At 70.7% G+C, this 21580-nt stretch carries 18 protein-coding genes and 1 riboswitch; of the genes, 9 read left to right on the forward strand and 9 right to left on the reverse strand.

Annotated features, from left to right (window positions below; genetic code table 11):
- Window positions 1-31: 31 nt before the first annotated feature.
- The 4 genes from ACFYZL_RS37620 to ACFYZL_RS37635 form a co-directional block, all read right to left on the reverse strand.
- On the reverse strand, window positions 32-640 hold the full coding sequence (locus ACFYZL_RS37620) for a hypothetical protein (RefSeq protein WP_384750795.1): 609 nt from the start codon (window positions 638-640) through the stop codon (window positions 32-34).
- 37 nt (window positions 641-677) lie between these two features.
- On the reverse strand, window positions 678-1592 hold the full coding sequence (gene htpX, locus ACFYZL_RS37625; RefSeq protein ID WP_384750799.1) for a zinc metalloprotease HtpX: 915 nt from the start codon (window positions 1590-1592) through the stop codon (window positions 678-680).
- A gap of 112 nt (window positions 1593-1704) precedes the next feature.
- Window positions 1705-3642, reverse strand: coding sequence for an amino acid transporter (locus ACFYZL_RS37630; RefSeq protein ID WP_384750825.1), 1938 nt, complete (start codon window positions 3640-3642; stop codon window positions 1705-1707).
- A gap of 192 nt (window positions 3643-3834) precedes the next feature.
- A complete protein-coding gene (locus ACFYZL_RS37635) occupies window positions 3835-5733 on the reverse strand; it encodes an APC family permease (RefSeq protein ID WP_388685389.1) in 1899 nt (632 codons plus the stop codon).
- A 473-nt stretch (window positions 5734-6206) separates the two neighbouring features.
- Between ACFYZL_RS37635 and kdpF the strand changes: the two genes are divergently transcribed.
- The 6 genes from kdpF to ACFYZL_RS37665 all read left to right on the forward strand — a co-directional run bounded on the left by kdpF (window position 6207) and on the right by ACFYZL_RS37665 (window position 12159).
- Complete coding sequence (gene kdpF, locus ACFYZL_RS37640) at window positions 6207-6296, forward strand: K(+)-transporting ATPase subunit F (RefSeq protein WP_366455219.1); 90 nt, start codon at window positions 6207-6209, stop codon at window positions 6294-6296.
- Window positions 6297-6302: 6 nt separating this feature from the next.
- Window positions 6303-7967: a potassium-transporting ATPase subunit KdpA gene (gene kdpA, locus ACFYZL_RS37645; RefSeq protein WP_384750805.1), complete on the forward strand. Its 1665-nt coding sequence runs from the start codon at window positions 6303-6305 to the stop codon at window positions 7965-7967.
- The gene (gene kdpB, locus ACFYZL_RS37650; RefSeq protein WP_388685393.1) at window positions 7964-10069 is read left to right on the forward strand and encodes a potassium-transporting ATPase subunit KdpB; all 2106 of its coding nucleotides are present in this window, start codon (window positions 7964-7966) and stop codon (window positions 10067-10069) included. Before kdpA ends, kdpB begins: the two co-directional genes overlap by 4 nt.
- A gap of 6 nt (window positions 10070-10075) precedes the next feature.
- A complete protein-coding gene (locus tag ACFYZL_RS37655) occupies window positions 10076-10792 on the forward strand; it encodes a potassium-transporting ATPase subunit C (protein ID WP_388685396.1) in 717 nt (238 codons plus the stop codon).
- 104 nt (window positions 10793-10896) lie between these two features.
- Window positions 10897-11583 carry a response regulator gene (locus ACFYZL_RS37660; RefSeq protein ID WP_384750814.1) on the forward strand — a complete coding sequence of 229 codons (687 nt, stop codon included), beginning with the start codon at window positions 10897-10899 and terminating at the stop codon, window positions 11581-11583.
- Between the two features lie 360 nt (window positions 11584-11943).
- The gene (locus tag ACFYZL_RS37665) at window positions 11944-12159 is read left to right on the forward strand and encodes a DUF6243 family protein (protein WP_384750817.1); all 216 of its coding nucleotides are present in this window, start codon (window positions 11944-11946) and stop codon (window positions 12157-12159) included.
- A gap of 129 nt (window positions 12160-12288) precedes the next feature.
- Here ACFYZL_RS37665 and ACFYZL_RS37670 read toward each other — a convergent pair whose 3' ends face one another.
- Window positions 12289-14748: a SpoIIE family protein phosphatase gene (locus tag ACFYZL_RS37670; RefSeq protein WP_384750828.1), complete on the reverse strand. Its 2460-nt coding sequence runs from the start codon at window positions 14746-14748 to the stop codon at window positions 12289-12291.
- A 280-nt stretch (window positions 14749-15028) separates the two neighbouring features.
- On the opposite strand from ACFYZL_RS37670, the gene ACFYZL_RS37675 reads away from it, so the two are divergent.
- The 3 genes from ACFYZL_RS37675 (at window position 15029) to ACFYZL_RS37685 (ending at window position 17568) form a co-directional block, all read left to right on the forward strand.
- Complete coding sequence (locus tag ACFYZL_RS37675) at window positions 15029-15781, forward strand: alpha/beta hydrolase (protein WP_388685400.1); 753 nt, start codon at window positions 15029-15031, stop codon at window positions 15779-15781.
- A 287-nt stretch (window positions 15782-16068) separates the two neighbouring features.
- Window positions 16069-16563, forward strand: a complete 495-nt coding sequence (locus ACFYZL_RS37680; RefSeq protein ID WP_384750823.1) for an SRPBCC family protein — start codon at window positions 16069-16071, stop codon at window positions 16561-16563.
- A 270-nt stretch (window positions 16564-16833) separates the two neighbouring features.
- Window positions 16834-16993: riboswitch (cobalamin riboswitch) on the forward strand.
- A 146-nt stretch (window positions 16994-17139) separates the two neighbouring features.
- Entirely contained in the window at window positions 17140-17568 is a 429-nt protein-coding gene (locus ACFYZL_RS37685; RefSeq protein WP_384753679.1) for an acyl-CoA thioesterase, read from the forward strand.
- Window positions 17569-17581: 13 nt separating this feature from the next.
- Here the strand turns inward: ACFYZL_RS37685 and ACFYZL_RS37690 are convergent, their stop codons facing one another.
- Genes ACFYZL_RS37690 through aceA form a run of 4 tightly spaced genes read right to left on the reverse strand, consistent with a single transcriptional unit; the run spans window position 17582 to window position 21551 of the window.
- Window positions 17582-17704, reverse strand: a complete 123-nt coding sequence (locus tag ACFYZL_RS37690; RefSeq protein WP_384753682.1) for a hypothetical protein — start codon at window positions 17702-17704, stop codon at window positions 17582-17584.
- Between the two features lie 39 nt (window positions 17705-17743).
- Window positions 17744-18616 carry a 3-hydroxybutyryl-CoA dehydrogenase gene (locus ACFYZL_RS37695; protein ID WP_384753685.1) on the reverse strand — a complete coding sequence of 291 codons (873 nt, stop codon included), beginning with the start codon at window positions 18614-18616 and terminating at the stop codon, window positions 17744-17746.
- Window positions 18613-20211, reverse strand: a complete 1599-nt coding sequence (gene aceB / locus ACFYZL_RS37700) for a malate synthase A (protein WP_388685404.1) — start codon at window positions 20209-20211, stop codon at window positions 18613-18615. The genes ACFYZL_RS37695 and aceB overlap by 4 nt, the downstream gene beginning before the upstream one ends.
- Window positions 20212-20261: 50 nt before the next feature.
- Entirely contained in the window at window positions 20262-21551 is a 1290-nt protein-coding gene (gene aceA, locus ACFYZL_RS37705) for an isocitrate lyase (protein ID WP_384753691.1), read from the reverse strand.
- Window positions 21552-21580: the final 29 nt, after the last annotated feature.

Below are 21580 nucleotides of genomic sequence, written 5' to 3' on the forward strand. Positions count from 1 at the left end.
TCGGCCGGCCCCGGCGCGGACCCGAGGGGGCTCAGTCGAGCCCGGGTGCGCCCCACACGGGGAACCAGCGGCCGAGGTCCGGCTCCATGGGCAGGTCGTCCGCGAGCAGAGCCCGGATCTGCAGTTCCGTGCCGTTGTCACGCTTCCCGGTCTCCCCGGTCCGCCCGGTCTGTCCGGGAAGCGGAGCGAACGGATAGAAAGTGCCTCGCTTGTACAGGTAGACCAGGGCCAGTGCACGCTCCGCCGTCGCGTCGTGGAAACCCATCAGGGAGCAAAGGAGCTGCGGACCGAAGCCGGCGTCCTGGAGGAGTGCGTTGACGGCGTGCAGGTCGTTGACCAGTGAGGCGGTGTCGTCGGCAGGGTGCCGGGCGAGGAGCCAGGTGTAGCCGTACGCGTCCTGGCTGAACTCGACCGGTCGGCCACCGCTGCCGGTATCGGCGTCGAGCAGCTCCCGTACGTCCTCCTTGAGCCGGGCGAAGGCACCGCCTTCGACGCCGGCGAAGCACACCGAGCCGGCGCCGGTCGGAGCGAACCCGGCACCCGCCTGAAGGGTGATCGCGGCGCTGGGCAGGCCGAAGAGCCGGTCGAGGTCGGGAAGTACCGGCTTGCTGCGGCCGAGGATGGTGTCGAGCAGTCCCACGGTAGGAACCTCCGTTGCCGGTGACGCGCCTGGCTGTTCAGGGACGGCCGAGCTGCTCCGTGATCCTGCCCAGCCGGTCCAACCGCTCCTCCAGCGTGGGGTGGGAGTCGAGCAGCCTGCTCAGGCTTTCCTTCGACGAAAACGCGGGCGCGAACCAGAACGCGTTGAACGACTCCGCCTTGCGCAGATCCCGGCTCGGGATCCTCGCCATCTCACCGGTCACCTTGGTGAGCGCCGAGGCGAGTGCGGAAGGCCGGCCGGTCAGCAGCGCGGCCGCACGGTCGGCGGACAGCTCGCGGTAGCGGGACAGCAGCCGGGTCAGCAGGAAGCTGATCACGTAGACGACGGCGCTGACCAGGGGTATCAGGATCGCCACGAGGGCGGCGTTGCTGTCGCGGCTGTTGCGGCCGAGTCCGCTGTAGACCGCGATGCGGGTCATGATCCCCGCGAGGACACCGAGGAACGACGCGACGGTCATCACCGCGACGTCGCGATGGGCGACGTGCGACAGCTCGTGCGCGAGGACACCCTCCAGCTCCTCCGGCTCCAGGCGGCGCAGCAGCCCCGTGGTGACGCAGACCAGTGCGGCGCGCTCTCCCCGGCCGACGGCGAAGGCGTTCGGCACGTCGCTGTCGGCGATCGCCACCCGGGGCTTGGGCATGTCGGCGAGGGCGCAGATACGGTCCACGGCGCCGTGCAGCTCGGGCGCCTGCTCACGGGTGACCTCGTGGGCGCCCATGCAGGAGGCCGCGATACGGTCACTGAACCAGAACTGCGCGACGAACAGACCGCCCGCGATCACCAGAATGGCGGGCCACGAGCCCCGGTACAAGGCCAGCAGGGCGCCCACGAAGACGACGTAGAGCAGCCCGATGAGGAACATGGTCGTCACCATGCGGGTGGTGAGTCCCTTGTCCGGGACGTAGCGCGAACGAAGCCGGTTCCCAGGCATCTGGCCGCCCTCCAGCGGGAGCGCGGAGCAGCGCTCCTCACTGTCGATTGTGCAACTTCCTCGCCCACCGTGCGGACCCTCCGGGAATCCGTCGGCGTTCGTACGCCGCCCGTCAGCCGGCGTGGACGTGCGGGCGGCGGCTGCGGTCCGGTTCGGCTTCGCGGATGACCTCGCGGGTGACGGGGGCGACCTCGCCCTGGCCGAAGAGGAAGAACCGGAAGAAGTTGGCCATCGGGTTGCCCTCGGTCCACTCGAAGTAGATGTGGGGACGCTGGCCGGTCTCGTCGCGTACGTGGAGCAGGAGGGCGGCCAGCGCGTTGGGGATGCTGGAGCTCTCCAGGGTCAGGACGCGGTAGCGGTCGTGGAGGACCTCGCCGCGTACGCGCATGCCGGATTCGAATTCGGAGGCGTCCGTGACGGTGACCTCGACGAACATGACGTCGTCCTCGACCGGGATGTCGTTGTCCGCGCGGATCTGCGCCTTCTTCTGCCGGTACTCCTCCACGTCCCGGCTGTCGGGCTCGTTGGCGATGAAGCGGATCGTGCGGTTGGCGGTGTCGCGGATGAACCGGTCCGCCATGTCGTCGAACTCGATGTCCGTGACGCGCAGCTCGAAGACACGGGCCAGGCGCGAGAGGAGGGAGAGTGCCATGATGCCGCCGATGAAGCAGGCGCCGATCTTCACGCCGTCCGGCCGCTCCACGACGTTGACGGCCGTCGTGTAGATGAAGACGGCCGAGATGATTCCGAAGCCGATGGTCCAGCCGCGCTCCCCGGCCCGCCGGGCCGCGATGGTCACGGCGACCGCCGCCGAGGTGATCAGGACCAGGACGCCCGTGGCGTACGCGCCGCCCTGGGCGTCGACGTCGGCGTTGAAGATCCAGGTGACGAGGAACGCGACGAGGGTGAACACGATGACCATGGGGCGCAGGGCGCGGGCCCAGTGCGGGGCCATGCCGTAGCGGGGCAGGTAGCGCGGCATCAGGTTGAGCAGGCCGGCCATCGCGGAGGCGCCGGCGAACCACAGGATGCAGATGGTGGAGATGTCGTAGACGGTGCCGAAGGCGGAGCCCAGGTACTCGTGGGCCAGGTACGCGAGGGCGCGGCCGTTGGCTTCGCCTCCTGGCTGGAACTGGGCGGCGGGGATCAGCAGGGTCGTGATCAGGCTGGAGCAGATCAGGAAGACGCTCATGATCACGGCTGCCGTGGTCAGCAGCTTCTTGGCGCCGCGGATCCGGCCGGCGGGCTTCTCCTCGCTGTCCGCGGGGTCGCCCTGGACGTGCGGCATGACCGCCACGCCGGTCTCGAATCCGGACAGGCCGAGCGCGAGCTTGGGGAACACGACGAGGGCGATGGCGATCATCATGAACGGGTTGCCGTGCTCGGCGGTCAGCGCGGTGGTCCAGTCGGTGATGACCTGCGGCTCGCTGAACACGTTCCACAGCCCGACCGCCACGACGACGACGTTCAGGCCGAGATAGGTGGCCACGAGGACCACGGCCACGCCGATGGCCTCGCTGAAGCCCTTCAGGAAGACGCCGCCGAGCAGCGCGATCAGGATCAGGGTGATCAGTACCTCGTGGCCGTGCAGGGTGCTGGTGAGGTGCGGGTTCTCCACCATGTGCGCGGTCGCGTCGGCGGCGGAGAGGGTGATGGTGATGAGGAAGTCGGTCGCCGCGAACCCGAGCAGGGTCAGGACGAACAGCTTCCCCTTCCAGAACGACAGCAGCTTCTCCAGCATGGCGATGGAGCCCTCGCCGTGCGGGCTCTCCTCCGCCACCCGCCGGTAGACGGGCAGCGCGCCGAAGAGGGTGAGCAGTACGAGCACGATGGTCGCCAGCGGCGAGAGCAGACCGGCCGCGAGGAAGGCGATGCCGGGCTGGTAGCCGAGGGTGGAGAAGTAGTCGAGGCCCGTCAGGCACATGACCCGCCACCACGGCCGGCCGTGCGGTTGGGCCGCCGACTCCTTGGCTGCGGGCGAACTCGTCTGGGCGGTCAAGCCTTCCAGCATCCAAGCGCGCAGGCGCGAAGAGCGGGCAGGGGTGGCCATCGTCGGGCGCTCCTGTCGTACGGCATGGGATTCGGCCATCGGAGTCGACGGCTGGGCCAGCGTACGCAGCGAGAACACAGCCAATACGTCTATATCCTCGCCTGACGGAATCCTGACGCGCTCTTAACGCCATTCCTTCCAGTGGCGTACGGAACGCGTTCCCGCCGCGACGAAGTGCCGAGACCCGGAGGGTCAGCGGGGGTGGGCGGTGATGCGGAACCGCAGTCGGCAGATCACCGCGTCGGTGTCCCGGCGTACGGCGTGGGCGACCACTGAGCCGCGCTGGTTCTGCAGGATCCGCTGCCACAGGCGTTCCGGCTCGGTCTCGGGGATGAGGACGGTCACCTGGGTGTCCGGCCGCTGCTCCGTCAGCTCGCGGACGTAACCCGACACGGGACGGCCCGGCGAACGGGTCGGGGAGCAGAGTTCGACCAGCTCGACGCCCGGGTTCCACACCTCCCAGTCGCGGCGCAGCGCCTCGGTGGCCCGTCGGTCCTCGGGCGCGGGGTGCGTGACGGTGACGGCGAGGACCTCGTCGCCCAGCGAGCGGGCCGCGGTCAGCGCCCGACAGGTCAGCAGCGACAGCCCGGACACGGGGACGACGACCATGGAGCGGGAGCGCCGCGGGGGCTGCGGGACCCGGCCGAGTTCCAGGCGTGCTCCGATCTGCCCGTAGGCGCGGTGCACCTTCTCGAAGGCGAGGACGAGCACCGGCAGGGCCACCACGATCAGCCAGGCCCCCTCGGTGAACCTGGTCGCCGTCACCACCACCGCGGACACGCCGGTGAGCAGCGCGCCGAAGCCGTTGAGCACGGCTTTCGCACGCCACCGGGCGGGGCGTTCCAGCGACCAGTGGCGGACCATGCCGACCTGGCAGACGGTGAAGCCGATGAAGACGCCGATGGCGAAGAGCGGGACGAGGGCGTTGGTGTCGCCGCCGGAGAGGACGAGCAGGAGGGCGGAGACGAGCGCCAGCCAGATCACGCCGTGGCGGTGGACCTGGCGGTCGGCCTTGAGGGCGAAGACGTGGGGCAGGTGGTGGTCGCGGGCGAGCAGGCTCATCAGGACGGGCAGGCCGCCGAAGGAGGTGTTCGCGGCGAGCGCGAGCAGCACCATGGTGGCGAACTGGACGACGTAGAAGGCGGCGCCGTGGCCGAAGGAGGCGTCCGCGAGCTGGGCGAGGACGGTGACGCCCTCCACCGGCTGGAGGTGGAAGCGCCCGATCAGGATGGACAGGCCGATCAGCATCACGCCCAGGAGCGCGCCGAGTGCCACCTCGGTGCGCCCGGCCCTGCGGGCGGCCGGGGCCCGGAAGGACGGCACGGCATTGGCGACCGCCTCTACCCCGGTCAGGGCCGAACAGCCGGCGGCGAAGGCCTTGAGCAGCAGGAGCGCGCCGACGGCGGTCTCGCCCTGGCCGAGGGCGGAGGCGTGTCCGGCGACGGACGTCGTGCTGACGGGGCCGTCCCGGAAGAGCCCGACGGCGACCATCGCGAGGATCGACCCGACGAACACGGCGGTGGGCACGAGGAACGCCTTGGCGGATTCCACGACCCCGCGGAGGTTCACCGCGGTGACCAGGACCAGGACGCCCAGGCAGATCCACACCCTCTCCCCGTACAGCGCGGGGAACGCCGAGGTCAGGGCCGCGACACCGGCGGTGACGGATACGGCGACGTTCAGGACGTAGTCGAGGATCAGTGAGGCCGCTGCGACCAGGCTCGTTCGCCGCCCCAGATGGCGTTTGGCGACCGCGTAGGAGCCGCCGCCGTCCGGGAAGGCGGCGATGACCTGCCGGTACGAGGCGACGAGCACGGCGAGCAGTGCGGCGATCGCCAGGGTCACCGAGAGGGTGAAGCCGAGGCCGTACGCACCGGCCGCGGCGAGTACGAGCACGATCGACTCGGGGCCGTACGCGACGGACGCCATGGCGTCCAGCGACAGGGCGGCCAGGCCCTGGAGCGCGGTCAGCCCGTGCCGCTCCCCCGACTCGACCGCCGCGCCGGCGCCGGCGCCGGCGCCGGGATCAGGCAGCTCCTCCTGGCCCGGCCTCCGGTCGGCAGCGGTCGATTCTCCTGTGTGCATGGCCATGTCGCCGTTCCTCCGAGGTGAGCAAAGTCAGGACAGCGTCGAAGCCGCTCCCTCCGGGCGCCGGCCACCTTGTCGTGATCCATACGCCGGCCGCGCCACTCTTCACGCACTCCATACGCCGGCTTGCCGTCCGGGCCCGGCGGCTCCGGCCGGTCGCCGTGGCCCTCGCCGCCCGGGCAGGTGCCGCCCCGGACACCTCCGGTCTCGCCCGGAAGGCGTGCAGAGCCGCACGTCACGGTGGGTCGGCGGTGGTCCGCGTATGGACCGCGTCAAAGGTCCCCGCCTGCCCGTATGGAGGTCGTCAAGGCCTCTTAACGCGGGCTGCAACTCACGCTTTGCTCGGTCTCGGCCACTCCGGCCGATTCCATTTCTTCACTTCATCAGGAGCTCACGATGGCCGATCTGGCCTTCGTCGTCACCACGGTCGCGGTCTTCGCACTGGTGGCTCTCATCGCCCGAGGGGTGGCCAAGCTGTGACTGTCGAGAACATCGTCGGCCTCGCGGTGGCCGTCTCCCTGCTGGGCTACCTCGTCCTCGCCCTCCTGTACCCGGAGAGGTTCTGAGTCGACATGAGTCCCCAGATCGCCGGTGCCCTCCAGCTCCTCGCGCTGATCGCCGCCCTGGCCCTTGCCTACCGTCCGCTGGGCGATCACATGGCCAGGGTCTACTCCTCCGAGAAGCACTACCGCCCGGAGAAGTGGATCTACAAGGTCATCGGCGCCGACCCGTCCGCGCAGATGCGCTGGCCCGCCTACCTTCGCGGTGTCCTGGCCTTCTCCGCGGTGAGCGTCCTCTTCCTCTACCTGCTGCAGCGGCTCCAAGGTGTCCTCCCCGGCTCGCTCGGCTTCCAGGCCATCGACCCCGACCAGGCCTTCAACACCGCGGCCTCGTTCGTGGCGAACACCAACTGGCAGTCGTACTACGGCGAGCAGGCCATGGGTCACGTCGTACAGACCGGCGGCCTGGCCGTGCAGAACTTCGTCTCGGCGGCGGTCGGCATGGCCGTCGCGGTCGCGCTCGTGCGCGGCTTCGCCCGCTCCCGCACCGGTGAGCTGGGCAATTTCTGGGCCGACCTGGTCCGCGGCACCGTCCGCATCCTGCTGCCCATCGCGGTCGTCGGCGCGATCGTCCTGGTCGCGTGCGGCGCGATCCAGAACTTCGCCGGGATCCACGAGGTGGGGCAGTTCGCGGGCGGTTCGCAGCAGTGGAACGGCGGGGCCGTGGCCTCGCAGGAGGTCATCAAGGAGCTGGGCACCAACGGCGGCGGCTACTTCAACGCCAACTCGGCCCACCCCTTCGAGAACCCGACCCCGTTCTCCAACCTGTTCGAGATCTTCCTGATCCTCGTCATCCCCTTCGCGCTCACCCGTACCTTCGGCCGCATGGTCGGGAACCTGCGCCAGGGCTACGCGATCCTCGCCACGATGGCCACCATCTGGCTCGGCTTCACCGCGCTGATGATGTGGACCGAGTTCGCGCACCACGGCCCGGCGCTCCAGGCGGCGGGCGGTGCGATGGAGGGCAAGGAGACCCGCTTCGGCGTCGGCGCCTCCGCGATCTTCTCGGTCGCCACCACGCTGACCTCGACCGGCGCGGTCAACTCCTTCCACTCCTCCTACACCGGTCTCGGCGGCGGCATCCAACTCCTGGGCATGCAGCTCGGCGAGATCGCACCCGGCGGTGTCGGCTCCGGCCTCTACGGCATGCTGATCATGGCGATCATCGCGGTGTTCATCGCCGGCCTGATGGTCGGCCGCACCCCCGAGTACCTCGGCAAGAAGATCGGCACCCGCGAGATCAAACTCGCCGCCTGCTACATCCTCATCACCCCCGCCCTGGTCCTCGGTTTCACGGCCGCGGCGATGGCGCTGCCCACCCCGCCCCACTCGATGCTCAACTCGGGCGCGCACGGCTTCTCCGAGGTGCTGTACGCCTACACCTCCGGCGCCAACAACAACGGTTCCGCTTTCGCCGGCCTGAACGCCGACACCCAGTGGTTCAACTCGACCATCGGCATCGCGATGCTGCTCGGCCGCTTCCTGCCCATGGTGTTCGTCCTGGCACTGGCCGGCTCGCTCGCCGAGCAGAAGCCCGTCCCCGAGACGGCGGGCACCCTCCGTACCGACAAGCCGCTCTACACGGGCCTGCTCGTCGGCACGATCCTCATCGTCACCGGACTGACCTACTTCCCCGCCCTCGCGCTGGGACCGCTCGCCGAAGGGCTCGCATCATGAGCACCGCCACTGAGACCCGTGTTCCGCACGAGGACCCGCCCACCGGCCAGAGGCCGCCTGCCGGCCGTGTCGGCGGGGGCCTGTTCGACCCCGAGCAGCTGCTGAAGTCCTTCCCCGACGCGGTGAAGAAGCTCGACCCGCGCGTCATGATCAAGTCCCCGGTCATGTTCGTGGTCCTCGTCGGATCGGTCGTCACGACCGTGCTGGCGTGTCTGGACCCGACGGACTGGTTCGGTTGGGCCATCACGGCCTGGCTGTGGCTGACCACGATCTTCGCCAACCTCGCCGAGGCCGTGGCCGAGGGCCGCGGCAAGGCGCAGGCCGACACGCTGCGCAAGGCCAAGACCGACTCCGTAGCCCGCCGGCTGGCCAAGGACGGCACGGGCGAGGAGCAGGTCCCGGGCACCGACCTGAAGATCGGTGACCTGGTGGTCTGCGAGGCCGGCGACATCATCCCCGGCGACGGTGACGTCGTCGAGGGCGTCGCCTCGGTCGACGAATCCGCCATCACGGGCGAGTCCGCCCCGGTGATCCGCGAGTCGGGCGGCGACCGATCGGCCGTGACCGGCGGCACCAAGGTCCTCTCCGACCGGATCGTCGTCAAGATCACGACGAAGCCCGGCGAGACCTTCATCGACCGCATGATCGCCCTGGTGGAAGGCGCCGCGCGCCAGAAGACGCCGAACGAGATCGCGCTGAACATCCTCCTCGCGTCCCTCACGATCGTCTTCCTGCTGGCCGTGGTCACGCTCCAGCCGTTCGCGATCCACGCCGGTGCCGAGCAGTCGATGATCGTGCTCACGGCCCTGCTGGTCTGCCTGATCCCGACCACCATCGGCGCCCTGCTGTCGGCGATCGGCATCGCGGGCATGGACCGGCTCGTCCAGCGCAACGTCCTGGCCATGTCCGGCCGTGCGGTGGAAGCCGCCGGTGACGTGTCGACGCTGCTGCTCGACAAGACCGGCACCATCACCCTCGGCAACCGCCAGGCCGCCGAGTTCGTACCCGTCAAGGGCACGACCGAGGCCGAACTGGCCGACGCCGCCCAGCTCTCGTCCCTCTCCGACGAGACCCCCGAGGGCCGTTCCATCGTCGTCCTGGCGAAGGAGAAGTACGGGCTGCGCGAACGCCACCAGGGCGAGCTCGCGTACGCAGAGTGGATCGCCTTCACCGCCCAGACCCGCATGTCGGGCGTGGACGTCGACGGCCGCAAGGTCCGCAAGGGCGCGACCGGTTCGGTCATCGCCTGGGTGAACGAGCGCGGTGGCGAGGTCGCGGACGACGCGCAGGCGCTCACCGACACGATCTCGCAGGCCGGCGGCACCCCGCTGCTCGTGGCCGTCGAGGACGCGGACGGTGCCCGCGTGCTCGGCGTCATCCATCTCAAGGACGTCGTCAAGGACGGCATGCGCGAGCGGTTCGACGAGCTGCGCCGCATGGGCATCAAGACCGTCATGATCACGGGTGACAACCCGTTGACCGCGAAGGCCATCGCCGAGGAGGCGGGTGTCGACGACTTCCTCGCGGAGGCCACCCCCGAGGACAAGATGGCGTTGATCAAGCGGGAGCAGGCGGGCGGCAAGCTCGTGGCGATGACGGGTGACGGTACGAACGACGCCCCCGCGCTCGCGCAGGCCGACGTCGGCGTGGCGATGAACACGGGTACGTCGGCCGCGAAGGAGGCCGGCAACATGGTCGACCTCGACTCCAACCCCACCAAGCTCATCGAGATCGTCGAGATCGGCAAGCAGCTCCTCATCACCCGGGGCGCGCTGACGACGTTCTCCATCGCCAACGACGTCGCGAAGTACTTCGCGATCATCCCGGCCATGTTCGCCGTGGTCTACCCGGGCCTGGACAAGCTCAACATCATGGGCCTGCACTCCCCCGAGTCGGCGATCCTGTCCGCCGTCATCTTCAACGCGCTGATCATCATCGCGCTCGTCCCGCTCGCCCTCAAGGGCGTCCAGTACAAGCCGACCAGTGCCGACAAGATGCTCCGCCGCAACATCGGGATCTACGGACTCGGCGGCCTGATCGCCCCGTTCATCGGCATCAAGCTCATCGACATGCTCATCACCCTCATCCCCGGAATCGGCTGAGACGACATGAACAACTCTGTAGGCAACACCGCACGGTTGATCGGGGCCGGCCTGCGAGCCCTGCTCGTCCTGACCGTGATCTGCGGGGTCATCTACCCGCTCGCCGTCACCGGGATCGCCCAGGCCCTGTTCAACGACATGGCCAACGGTTCCGAGATCAAGGACAAGAGCGGGCAGGTCGTCGGCTCCTCCCTCATCGGGCAGAGGTACGACCTCCCGAAGCAGAACCCCGACGACCCGGAAGAGGCGGCCAAGCCGGACCTCAAGTGGTTCCAGCCCCGCCCCTCCAACGGCCTGGGCACCAACAGCGTCAACACCCAGTACTCCCTGATCCTCTCCGGCGCCACCAACCGCTCCGCCGACAACGGCGCCGTGGGCGGCCGGTGCACCGAGGACGCCGAAGAAGGCACCCTCTGCGCCCAGGTCATCGCCGCCAAGGAGGCCGTCATCGCCGACAACTCCACGCCCGGCCACCCGGTCAAGCCCGAGGACGTTCCGGCCGACGCCGTCACCTCCTCCGGCTCCGGCCTCGACCCGAACATCTCCCCCGCCTACGCGAAGCTCCAGATCAACCGGATCGCCGAGCGGAACGGGCTCGACGTCGAGCAGGTCGACAAGCTCGTCGCAGACCACACCACCGGCCGGACCCTCGGCTTCATGGGCGAACCCCGCGTCAACGTCCTCCGACTCAACATCGCCCTCAAGGCACTGACCAAGAGCTGATGTCGCACGTCGCACGGATCGGGAGCCGGCAGGTCGCGGAACGCTCGCGCCCTGCCGGCTCCTTACCGTCCTGCTGTTCCCAACGAAGGAAGGGCTGCACGCCGATGACCCGGGTGCTGGTGGTGGAGGACGACCCTCAGCTCGTCCGCGCACTGAAGATCAATCTGCAGGCGCGCAAGTTCGAGGTCGAAGAGGCTCCGGACGGCGGCTCGGCCCTGCGGCTCGCGGCCGCGCGCGAGCCGGACGTCATAGTGCTCGACCTCGGGCTGCCCGACATGGACGGCGTCGAGGTGATCAGAGGCGTTCGCGGCTGGAGCCGCGTGCCCATCCTGGTCCTGTCCGCCCGCCACACCTCGGAGGACAAGATCCGCGCCCTGGACGCGGGCGCCGACGACTACGTGACGAAACCCTTCAGCATGGACGAGCTCCTGGCGCGGCTGCGCGCGGCCGCCCGCAGGCACGAGCCTCCCGCCTCCCGGGCGGACCAGGTGGCCGTGGTCACGACCGACGGGTTCACCGTCGATCTGGTCGCGAAAAAGGCGTACCGGGGCGAACGCACGGTACGGCTGACCCCGACCGAGTGGCACCTGCTGGAAATCCTCATCACCCACCCCGGTCGGCTGATCACCCAGAGCCGACTGCTGCTGGAGGTCTGGGGTCCGAGCTACGGGGGGAACACCAACTACCTACGCGTCTACATGGCCCAGCTCCGGCGCAAACTGGAAGCGGACCCCTCGCACCCCCGGTACCTGATCACCGAGCCGGGCATGGGATACCGCTTCGAACCCTGATCACCCGGGTCGCGGCGCGCCGTGAAGCCCGGCGTGCGACCACGCGCGGCCGTCAACCGGTACAGGGCGGGCCGTACCAGCCACGTCTTGAGCCTCGTTGACTCTCTGTGATCGGCCCCGATCGGCCGGTCGGCCCGTGGCGGACTCGTGAGCCCGCCTGCCTTCCCGGGGCAGTGCCCGGGCGGCGAAAAGCGTGGCGCGCGCAGCCGAGGAAACCGGGTAACGTCTTTGTCATGTTCTTCCAGACACCGATTCACGAGTGAGAGCGTGACGGGCCCCCGCTGACGTCCCTCCACGTCGCCGCGCCCGTCCCCCACCGTTGAATCCGTAGATCACTGCACATCACCACCGGGAGAACCCGTGACCGACAGCAAGAACATCAACAACCCCGTGGGCCAGGGCGGCGGACAGCGCAAGAGGCAGTCCCGCGCCGAACGGCAGAACAACGGACCGCACCGCAATCTCGACCGCCAGGGCGCCGCCGACAGGAAGGCGGAACTGGTGCGCAAGATGCGCGAGAAGGCGGCCGCGGCCGAGGCCGCCGAACAGGCGGACAACGGCGCCGCACAAAGCTGACGCACCGCCGCCGCGGAGCGGCACCGCACGGGGCAGGGCCCGGACCACGACGCAGGGTCCGGGCCCTGCCTCCGTATCGGGGCTCCCCCGCCGCACCGGGCGACGCGGCGCATCGCGGTGCCCCGTGCGTCAGGCGCTCGCTCGGTGCCAGGGGATCTCGGCCCACACCTGCTTGCCTCCGCTGAGGGGAACCGATCCCCAGGCCATCGTCATCGCCTCGACGATGAGCAGCCCTCGACCGCCGGTCTCCTCCCAGCTCACCGACATCGGTTTGACGGGGCTGCGCGGCGACGCGTCGTTCACGGCGATCCGCAGCCGGTCCGCCGACAGGGTCAGATCCATCCCCACCGCGCCCTGCGTGTGCGCGATCGCGTTGGTGACCAGCTCGGACACGACCAGCAGGGCTGCGTCGAGTTCCTCCGCCACTCCCCAGGACCGCAGGGTGCGCGCGGTGAAGCGGCGCGCGTGCATGACCGCGTCGGGCAGCCGCCACACCGTCCAGTGGCTCCGCATCGGCCGGTCCCGTGCGCCGTCGTAGCGCAGCAACAGCAACGCGACGTCGTCATGGCGACGGCCCACGGTGACGACCAGTTCGTCGGCGACCGCTCCCACATCGACCGGGTTGGCCGCGGCGAGCACCTCGCGCACCCGCCGCATGCCCTTGTCCAGAGGCAGCCTGGCGGACTCGACCAGTCCGTCCGTCAGCAGCATGAGCAGCGTTCCGGGGATCAGCCCGGCCTCGGTCATGGGGAATTCGGCTTCCGCGAGCACCCCCAGCGGAGGCCCGCCCTCGACCTCCAACTCCTCGGTGACGCCGTCGGGATGGCGCAGTACCGGCGGCAGATGGCCCGCACGCACGACCTTGGCGATGCCCTCCTCCATGTCCAGGTCCACGTACCCACAGGTGGCGAACAGGTCGGTCTCCATGCCTACGAGCAGCCGGTTGGCCCGCGCGACCACCACATCGGCCGGGTGGCCCTCCACCGCGTAGGCCCTGACCGCCGTACGCATCTGGCCCATGATGGTGGCCGCCGCCGCGCTGTGCCCCTGTACGTCCCCGATGACGAAGGCCACATGACCGTCACGGAGCGGAATGACGTCGTACCAGTCGCCGCCCACCTCGAGTCCCGCCGTCGCGGGGAGATAGCGGGCGACCGCGATCCCGCCCGGCAATTCCGGGAGCTTACGGGGCAGCAGACTGCGCTGGAGCATGCTGGCGAGTTCGTGGCCCGCGTCCAGAGCGCGGGCGCGCACCAACGCCTGCCCCGCCAACCCCCCTGTCGCGGTCAGCAGCGAACGCTCCTCCGGTCCGAAGCGGTGCTCCGCGTCCCATCCCACCAGGCAGGCGCCCGTCATCCTGCCCTCGGCGGGCAGCGGCAGCACCGCGAGACCCCCGGGGCCCACACCCAGCAAACCGGGCTCGAGAGCCGCGCCGGGCGGCCACAGGCTCATGTGCCCCTCACGCAGCGCGCTCTGCAGAGTGGGCAGGTCACCGAGCGGTACGTCGGGCCACACGGACCGCCATTCCGCGCGCCACGCCTCGGGCCAGGCATCGGGTTCCGGCGGGTCGAGGGCGGTGACGATGAGCCGTTCCGGCTCCAGTACGCCGACCGCGACCCGGGAGGCGCCGAGCGGCTCGCGCAGCGCGGCGACCACCAGTCGGCTGACCTCCCGGACGGACGCCGCTCCCGCCAGCGCGGCCGACAGCCGCTGCACGAGGGACACCTCGTCGGCGCTGGGCCTCAGATAGGCGGCATCGGCCACCACACCCAGGACGCGCTGCGGCGTGCCACCGGAGTCCACCTCCACGCGGCAACGCAGGCCCAGCCAGCGCAGCTCTCCGTTCGGGCGGCGGATACGGAACGCCAGCTGCTGCCCCTCGGCGGCCAGCCGGTCCGGCTCCACGATCGCCATCAACGCGGGCATGTCGTCGGGGACGGCACAGGCGAGCAGGGTCTCCACCTGCCCGTCGAACCGCTCGGGAGGCAGACCGAGCAGTTCCAGGACGTTCGCGTGGGCCTCCATGCGGCCGGTGCTCAGTTCCAGGATGAAGGCGCCGCCTTGTTCCGGCACCAGGGACTGTCCCAGATGCACCTGCGGGGCCGCACGTCCGGCGGAGCGAGCGGCGACCGATTGGAGTCCGGCGGCGACCTGATCGGCGTAGAGCTCGAGAAGGCTGCGGTCGTCGGCGCTGAAGCCGCCTCCGACCACCCCCGCCACGATCAGACACCCGAGATCCTGGTCGCCGTGTCCCAGTGGCAGCGCGCCCAGCGAGGTCCTGGCCGGCGAGTTGGGGCCACCGTCCCGGACCCGGGTGGGGACGTGGTGGGGATCCTCCTCGATGAACGTGGCGAGTTCCTTGGGAGCCAGCCACAGCGGGCGGCCGGAGCGGAAGGCCGTGGCGGCGGGCGAATGGCCGTCCACGGCGAGCACCGCGGGCAGCCCGTAGAGGACACCGAGGTTGCCGGTCAGCTCGGCCAGATGCAGTTCCCTGCCCTGGTCGGCGACCACGTAGACAGCGGCAAGCTCGGCGCCGCAGAACGCAAAGCCATCACTGGTCACTGCCCGTGTCGCCTCCTCCCGAGGCATCGCGCCGGCCGCCCCTCCCTCCATGCTGTCGCTCCCGGGACCATCCGGGCGAGTCGGAACGCGCGCCCGGAGGGCCGGTGCCGCCCCGCGCTGCGCGGACCCTCCGCAAACCCGTTGGCGGAACACTGCGGCCCCTGCTACTTTGCCGGAGGCCGTGCGAGAGAACGAGGAGGTGGTACCCGTGAACGCAGTATCGACATGGGTGCTCTCCTCCGGGGTCACGGTCGGGCGATAGGTCGTCCGGGAGCGCCGCTCAGCAGCACTCCCGAAAGGCACGACCGTGCATTTCACTTCCGAGCAACGCCTCGACGACGGCGTCCTCGAACGCGAATTCACCCTCGGCGAGATCCCCGGCATCCTGTGGACGCCCGCGCCCGCGTCCGCAGCCTCACCCGCGTCCGCGCCGACGCCGCTGATCCTGCAGAGTCCGCCTCCCCTCGGGTTGCGCAGGACGTACCCGCGGCTGGCGGCCCGGGCCCGGCACTCCGCGGCGAACGGCTTCGCCACGGCGACCATCGAGCTCCCCGGAAGCGGCGACCGGCCCCGTTGGCCCGCCGCCGAGCAGGCCCGCGCCGACCTGCGCCGGGCGATGGACGCCGGCGAGCCCGTGACCGACGAGATCATCGACGCGCTCGTCCTCCCGCTGGTCGACAAGGCGGTCCCGGAATGGCAAGCCGCCCTGGACGCCCTCCTCGCGCTGCCCGAGATCGGCGGCCCGGTCGGCTACTCGGGGGGAGTGATCTCCATCGGCACCCGGCTGGCGGTGGTCGAGCCGCGCATCTCGGCCGCCGTTCTGTTCGCGGGCAGTTTCGTCCCTCGCGCCATGTACGACGAGGCCCGCCAGGTCACCATTCCGCTGCATGTCCTGCTGCAGTGGGACGACGAAGGGAACGACCGGCAGGCGGCCCTGGACCTGTTCGACGCCTTCGGCTCCACGGAGAAGACCCTGCTCGCCAACATGGGCGGGCACACCGGCGTTCCCGAGCACGCGGGGGAGGCCGCGGCCCGGTTCTTCACCCGGCACCTGACGTGAGACCCGGCGGTCGGGCAGGCCTCGGACGGCAGGTGCTGTCGGCCCGAGCGGGCACCCCCACGCCCCGTGCCGGTTCCGTGCCGACCGCTGTCGCCGAGATCTCGGGAAGGGGCAGGTCGTAGCCCTGATCGGATGAGTGGTCGTATCACTCGTCCGGAGTCCTCGGGCTGCGCAGACGCCGGGCTCGGCATGACGCTGGAAGCCAAGCCCCCGGGGCGGCCGGAGGGGCGCCCGGTGCTCCGGGGCCTCCCGGCGAGCCGGGCCACCCTTCCTCCAGGAGCGTGATCATGGCCCGGAACCGTCGTCTGATCCTCAGCTCGCCGTCCGAAGTGTGGGACCTGCTGTCCGACGGCCACCGCTACGGGGAGTGGGTGACGGGAACCCAGCAGGTCCTCGCCGTGGACCCGCATTGGCCGGACGTCGGCGCACGGCTGAAGGTCCGCGTCGGCGTCGGGCCCCTCACCCTCGACGACACCTGCGTCGTCCGCATCTGCGAACCACTGCACCGCCTGCAACTGGAAGCGAAGGCCGGATCCTTCGGTGCGGCGCGCATCGCGATGCAGCTGATCCCCTGGGGCGAGCACACCCTCTTCACCCTCGATTGGCACCCCCTCCGGGGCCCCGGCACGCGGATGCACGGCCTCCCCGTCGACTACGTCGTCGCGGTCCGCAACGGCATGATGCTCACGAAGCTGGCTCGGATCGCGGTGCGCGAGCACGCCGAGCTGGGCCCCGGCAGCGCGACGTCCGGCGCGGCCGGAACCTCCGCGCCCCGCACGTGACGGAGCCGGCGCCTCCCGACGGGGACGTGAGACGTAGGGCACTAGGGCCTGTCGTCAAACTCCCGTCGTCGCCCGGAGGGCGGCCCCGCGGCGTCTGGTGCGTGCTCTCGGTGCGCCGGGCGGAAGCCCGCGTACTGGACGTACTCGGGCTTCCGCCCGGTGCGGCGAGAGCGCGTGCCAGGCGTCGCGGGGCAGACGGGAGTTTGACGACAGGCCCTAGGGTGGGCCACGCAGCTGGTTCGCCCCCGTCCGCCAGGCGGGACGCGTCGCAAGAGGGAACCCGGTGGGAATCCGGGACTGCCCCGCAGCGGTGAGCGGGAACGACCGCCGTCATACGCACTGGGACCGGAACCGGTCCTGGGAAGCGACGGCCAGTAGACGCCCCGTACGCGTCGTGCGTACGGGAACGTGCCCGCGAGTCCGAAGACCTGCCGCTGCCCGTGCGCGACGAGCGCGTACGGAGACCCGAGGGCCTCGTGGGCGGGCCGGCGGCAGCGGGCACCCCACCGGTCCCGCCGCTCCTTCGCGCCCCGGGTACGCCACCGGGTCGAGCCACGACTCGCGAAGGAGAGTTCCGTGACCACGGACATCACTTCAGGCACCCGCGCCCACAAGGCGCCGGCCGACTCCCGTGTGACCCTCGCCCACATCATGAGCGAGCACGACACCAACCTGTACGGCACCATCCACGGCGGGGTCGTCATGAAGCTCATGGACGACGCGGCCGCGGCGTCGGCGGGCCGCCATGCCGACGGACCGGCCGTGACGGTCTCCGTGGACCGCATGACGTTCATCGCCCCCGCCCGCGCCGGGGACCTCCTCACCGTCCACGCCGTGCTCGAACGCGCCGGTCGGACCTCGATGACGGTGGCCGTTCGCGTCACCGCCGAACGCTGGAACGCCACCACCACCCCCGCCACCGAGGTGGCCAACGCACTCCTGACCTTCGTCGCGATCGACTCCGAGGGCAGGCCGCGCGCGGTTCCCGGTCTCCTGGAGGCGTAGGCGGGTTCCGCTGTCAGGCCCCGGCCCGCTCCTCGCCCACGCGTTCGGGCGAGTGGTCGAAGCGGTCCGGGGCCCGGGAGCGGGCCTTGCGGGCGGCGCGGCGGACACCACCCCGCCGCGCTCCCTTCCACCACACGCCGCCGGGACCCTCGGCCCGGCCGCGGCACCGGGCCCCTCAGCAGTCCCGGTCGTACGTGTGGAACCCTCGGCCCGTCTTGCGGCCCAGCAGCCCGGCCTGCACCATCCGCATCAGCAGCGGCGGCGGCGCGTGGAGGGGTTCCTTGAATTCGTCGTACAGCGACTCCGCGATGGCGGCGATGGTGTCGAGGCCGATGAGGTCGGCGAGTTTGAGCGGCCCCATGGGGTGGGCGCAGCCGAGTTCCATGCCCGCGTCGACGTCCGCCGGGGTGGCGAAGCCGGATTCGGCCATCCGGATCGCCGACAGCAGGTAGGGGATGAGTAGGGCGTTGACGACGAAGCCGGCCCGGTCCTGGGAGCGGATCGCCGTCTTGCCCAGGGTCTCCCGAGCGAAGGCCTCCACCGTCTGCGCGGTCTCGTGGGAGGTGTGCAGCGAGGAGACGACCTCGACCAGCGGGAGGACGGGCACCGGGTTGAAGAAGTGCAGGCCCACGACCCGGTCCGCACGCCCGGTGGCCATGCCCAGCCGCATGACGGGCAGGGACGAGGTGTTCGTCGCGAGGATCGCCGCGCGGTCTTCGACGATCTTGTCCAGCGCGGCGAAGGTCTCGATCTTGACGTCCGCGTCCTCGGTCACCGCTTCGACGACGAGCTGCCGGTCGGCGAGGTCGTCGAGGCTGCCGGTGAAGACGAGGCGGGCGAGGGCGTCCTCGGCCGAGATCCGGTCGAGCTTGCCCCGCCGGACGGCGCGTTCGAGGGAGACGGCGACCCGCTCGCGCGCCGCACGGGCGGCCGCGCCGTCCGCCTCGCAGACGACCGTGTCGAGTCCGGCGCGGGCGCAGACCTCGGCGATGCCGGCGCCCATCTGACCGCCTCCCACGACGCCGACCCGGCGGATGGAGGCGCTCATGACCGCACCTCCCCGCGGCGGACCAGGTGACGGCTGTAGGCGTCGAGGGTGAAGAAGGCCGGCAGGTCGCGTTCCAGGGCGACCCGCTCCAGTACGGCCCTGGCCTCCGGTATAAGGGCGAAGGGCCGCTCCGCGGTGAGCGCGGCGCATTCCTCGTCGAGCACGGCGAGCAGGTCGTCCCGGTCGATCCTCCGGTGACGCAGCCATTGCCAGAGCTGGACGCGGGCGATCTCGGCGGTGGCCGCGTCCTCCATCAGGCCGTGGAGGGCGACCGCTCCGCGGCCGCGCACCCAGGCCTCGAAGTACCGCAGCGAGACGGCCACGTTGGCGCGCACCCCATCCGGCGTGGGTGGCGCGCTGATGCGGCGCACGGAGAGCAGGTCGGCGGCGCGGACGTCCACGTCCTCGCGGGTCCGGTCGAGTTGGTGGGGCCGTCCGTCGAGAACGGTGTCGAAGACCTCGCGGCAGACGGGAACGAGCGCCGGGTGGGCGACCCAGGAGCCGTCGAAGCCGTCCTCGGCCTCTCGTTCCTTGTCCAGGCGGACCTTGGCCAGGGCAGCCCTGTCGGCGTCGGGGTCATCGGCCGGCACGTGGGCGGCCATGCCGCCGATGGCGTGCGCGCCGCGCTTGTGGCAGGTGCGGACGAGGAGTTCGGCGTAGGCCCGCATGAAAGGGGCGGTCATGGTGACCTGGGCGCGGTCGGGGAGCTGGAAGTCGGGCCGGTGGCCGAAGGTCTTGACGATGCTGAACAGGTAGTCCCAGCGGCCGGCGTTGAGGCCGGCGCTGTGCTCGCGCAGGGCGTGGAGGATCTCCTCCATCTCGAAGGCCGCGGTGACGGTCTCGATGAGGACGGTGGCGCGGATGGTGCCGCGCGGGATGCCGAGGAGTTCCTGGGCGAGGACGAAGACGTCGTTCCACAGGCGTGCCTCGCCGGCGTTCTCCAGCTTGGGGAGGTAGAAGTACGGGCCCTGCCCGGCGTCGATCCGACGCTGGGCGCAGTGGAAGAAGTACAGCCCGAAGTCGACCAGCGAAGCGGGGACGGGTCGCCCGTCGATCTCCAGGTGTTCTTCGAGGAGGTGCCAGCCGCGGGGGCGGACGACGATGGTCGCCAGGTCCTCGCCGAGGCGGTACTCCGTGCCCTCGGGCGTGGTGAAGTCGATGCGGCGCTCGATGGCGTCGAGCAGGTTGAGCTGGCCGCCGATGACGTTGTCCCAGGTGGGGGCGGTGGCGTCTTCGAAGTCGGCCATCCACACCCGGGCACCGGAGTTGAGCGCGTTGACCGTCATCCGGCGCTCCGGCGGGCCGGTGATCTCCACCCGGCGGTCTTCCAGCCCGGGGGCGGGAGGGGCCACGCGCCAGTCGGGGTCGGCGCGGATGGCGGCCGTGGTGAGGGAGAAGTCCATTGGTGCTCCCGCGACCAGGCGGTCCTTGCGCCGGAGCCGCTCCTTGAGGATGTCCAGGCGGCGGTGCGCGAACGCCGCGTCGAGGCGGCCGATGAAGTCGAGCGCCTCCTCCGTGAGGATCTCGTCGTGGCGGTCGCCGGGTGCCGCGAGGACCCGGACCCGGTGCGTGGTGGCGGTGGTGGCGGTGGTCATGCGGTCTCCTGACGAGGGTGGGGCGGGGCGTCCTGGTGCCGGCCGGGGCACTAGTGGAACTGCTCTTCCTCGGTGGAACCGGTGAGGGCGGTGGTGGAGGAGGCGGGGTTGACGGCGGTGGAGACCAGGTCGAAGTAGCCGGTGCCGACCTCGCGCTGGTGCTTGACCGCGGTGAAGCCGTGCTGCTGGGCGGCGAACTCGCGTTCCTGGAGGTCGACGTAGGCGGTCATGCCGTGTTCGGCGTAGCCCCGGGCGAGGTCGAACATGCCGTGGTTGAGGGAGTGGAAGCCGGCCAGCGTGATGAACTGGAACTTGTACCCCATGGCGCCCAGCTCCTTCTGGAACGTGGCGATCTGGTCGTCGTCCAGGGTCGCCTTCCAGTTGAAGGACGGCGAGCAGTTGTAGGCGAGCATCCGATCCGGGTACCGCGCGTGGATCGCCTCGGCGAACTCGCGGGCCTGGGCGAGGTCCGGGGTGCCGGTCTCGACCCAGATGAGGTCGGCGTACGGGGCGTAGGCGAGGCCGCGGGCGATGACGGGTGCCATGCCGTTCCGGACGCGGTGGAAGCCCTCCGCGGTCCGCTCGCCCGTGCAGAACCGCGCGTCGCGCTCGTCCACGTCGCTGGTCAGCAGGTTCGCGGCGAGGGCGTCGGTGCGGGCGATGACCAGGGTCGGGGTGTCGGCGATGTCGGCGGCCAGGCGGGCGGCGTTGAGGGTGCGGATGTGCTGGGAGGTGGGGACGAGGACCTTGCCGCCGAGGTGGCCGCACTTCTTCTCGGAGGCGAGCTGGTCCTCGTAGTGGATGCCGGCCGCTCCCGCCGCGATCATCGCCTTCGTCAGCTCGAAGGCGTTCAGCGGGCCGCCGAACCCGGCCTCGGCGTCGGCCACGATCGGGGCGAGCCAGTCGGTCGTGTCGGCGCCGCCCTCGGCGGTGGCGATCTGATCGGCTCGCAGCAGCGCGTTGTTGATCCGGCGCACCACCTGCGGGACCGAGTTGACCGGGTAGAGGGACTGGTCGGGGTAGGTGTGGCCGGCCTGGTTGGCGTCGGCGGCCACCTGCCAGCCGGACAGGTAGATCGCCTGGAGCCCGGCCCGGACCTGCTGCACGGCCTGGCCACCGGTCAGGGCGCCCAAGGCGTGGACGTAGTCGAGGTCGTGGAGCTGCCGCCACAGCCGCTCGGCGCCGCGGCGGGCGAGGGTGTGCTCCTCTCGAACGCTGCCGGAGAGCCGGACGACGTCCTCGGCGGTGTAGGTCCGCTCGATGCCCGCCCATCGCGGGTCGTCGGCCCACCGCTGCCTGAGCCGCTCGGCCGCCGCCTTCGTCGTGTTGGTGTCTGCCATGACCATCACCGTCTCCATGGGTCGCTTGG

The organism is Streptomyces sp. NPDC001717, assembly GCF_042892775.1.
In the GTDB taxonomy this organism is placed as follows: Bacteria; Actinomycetota; Actinomycetes; order Streptomycetales; family Streptomycetaceae; genus Streptomyces.